Consider the following 1,999-nt stretch of genomic DNA (forward strand, 5'->3'; position numbering starts at 1 on the left):
ACTATAAGCTTATTTTATTTATATTTAAAGAAGATTTCCAATGTCTTTGGCTTTTCCTAAATATACTCGTTCTTATTCGTTAATTGCAAGACTATAGTGCAGAGCTTTAGAACGGTCTAAGATACTTTCTCTACTATTGTCCCGAATGTTGGCAGGATAGATGGGTTAAATTTGTGAGAGTACGATCGCCTTTGTGCTGGTCAAGGCGATCGGTCGAGTACTAGGGTGATGCAGTCTGTCCCCCTTAAGCTCGTCAGAAACCTTTCTTCCGTTTCCCATTCTTTGAGCCATGACCCGTTTCCCCGTGCTACTCCCTCCGACAGTGATTGGCGCTTGTTATTGCGTCTGCTGCTAGTAGATAAGATAAAGACAATAATTTTAAGGTTATCTGTGAGAGGATCATCGCTGTCTATTTCGTAGGTTTTGCCAAGCATGATTTCCAAGAAAATTCTATTCATTATTTTGTGGCTAATTGGCATGATAGGAGTGATTTCCACCATCTGGATTGCACTGCCAATCCCTGCCGAAGAACTTCCTCTACCTATCATCGTCGTCAAGCTTATCAACCTAATTTTGCCCACTTTCCTATTATTGATTGCAGTCTTAATAGGAGTCAATTTGGCATATAAAGTTGGGTTATCAGCACCTTTTCTTGAAGCACTCGCAAGTAGCGCTCAGCAGCCAATTTTAGCGATTCAGCCTCAGGTGATTCCTGGTTTGGTGGGCGGAGTATTCGGCGGTGTCGCGATTTCAACGATATCTTTCCTTTGGCGTTCCTCACTTCCCAATGAATTTGTTGCCCAAGCAAAAGCACTATCTAATAACACACCTTTACTCACTCGCATTCTCTATGGAGGAATTACCGAGGAAATCTTAATGCGGTGGGGCTTGATGTCTCTGCTTGTATGGGCAGCATGGCGGGTGTTGCAAAAAGGGCAAGGAAATCCTGATACTGTCTATGTTGTTCTTGCCATTGGTGTTTCAGCGATCGCATTTGGATTAGGGCATTTACCGTTAGCATTCACACTCAGTTCTCAAGCAACAGCTTCGTTGGTTACGTATATCATTGTGGGGAATGGGTTTTTCGGTTTGATTGCGGGTTATCTATACTGGCAGAAGGGACTTGAGGCCGCGATCATTGCTCATGTTACTGTCCATCTAGTGATGGCGACGATTGATCATTTGAAGAGTTTCAGGTAGCGTATGGGGCAGCCAGCTAACAATGGGCTTGGAGCGGACGATCAAACTTCGTCTACCGTTCAAGTCTTTGCGTCGCACCCTTATTCCACTTGGCTTTGATTCCCGATGCGAATCTCTTACGAAAAAGCAATTGAGAATCTCGACCTGCTGGCCAACCTGTGTTCATTCGACCCAATCGTGATCGGAACGCCGCCGCTTAGAATTGATGTGTCCAACAGCGATATCGACATTGCTTGTTATTGTGACGATCTTGACCGATTCGCAGGATTCATAACGCGTCAGTTTGAATCTCAAGGTGGCTTTCAAATTCGACACGGAACTTTTCAAAATCATGAATCCATCATTGTTCATTTCAATGCATTTGAATGGGACGTTGAGATTTTCTGCCAACCAATTCCGACAAATAAACAGTGGGGCGTACGGCATTTTCGGATTGAACAGCGGTTACTCGCTTTGTCTCCTAACCTAAAATCAACCGTGACAGAATTGAAACGTTCTGGCTTGAAAACGGAACCTGCGTTCGCCAAAGCTCTTGGATTGTCCGGTGAGCCTTACGGGGCAATTCTTGGGCTTGAACAAACCGACGACCGTGAATTGTTGGCATTAACTGCGACACAATGAAATCGAGGGATAACAATGCGATGGTGACGGAACTTCAGAGTAACGTTTTTTGGGAGTGTCAAGAAATTTGTGTAAAGGGGAAATTAGAAAAGAAAAGAATTAGGGTGTTCAATAGCAAAACAAGCAAGAGCCGCCTTCCAATGGTGGATGGGCATAGTCCATTTACGGCAAATACGTT

At 44.2% G+C, this 1,999-nt stretch carries 2 protein-coding genes; both read left to right on the plus strand.

Annotation, left to right across the window (positions count from 1 at the left end):
- Window positions 1–432: 432 nt before the first annotated feature.
- A complete protein-coding gene (locus tag IQ219_RS19190; protein WP_194073673.1) occupies window positions 433–1,200 on the plus strand; it encodes a CPBP family intramembrane glutamic endopeptidase in 768 nt (255 codons plus the stop codon).
- 105 nt (window positions 1,201–1,305) lie between these two features.
- Complete coding sequence (locus IQ219_RS19195) at window positions 1,306–1,821, plus strand: DUF4269 domain-containing protein (protein WP_194073674.1); 516 nt, start codon at window positions 1,306–1,308, stop codon at window positions 1,819–1,821.
- The last annotated feature ends 178 nt before the right edge of the window (window positions 1,822–1,999 follow it).

The organism is Synechocystis sp. LEGE 06083 (assembly GCF_015207725.1).
Taxonomy (GTDB): Bacteria; Cyanobacteriota; Cyanobacteriia; order Cyanobacteriales; family Microcystaceae; genus Synechocystis; species Synechocystis salina.

Bases quoted from the DNA above. Each gene is read 5' to 3' on its own strand.
- IQ219_RS19190 (WP_194073673.1), top strand. From the start codon at position 433: ATGATTTCCAAGAAAATTCTATTCATTATTTTGTGGCTAATTGGCATG.
- IQ219_RS19195 (WP_194073674.1), top strand. From the start codon at position 1,306: ATGCGAATCTCTTACGAAAAAGCAATTGAGAATCTCGACCTGCTGGCC.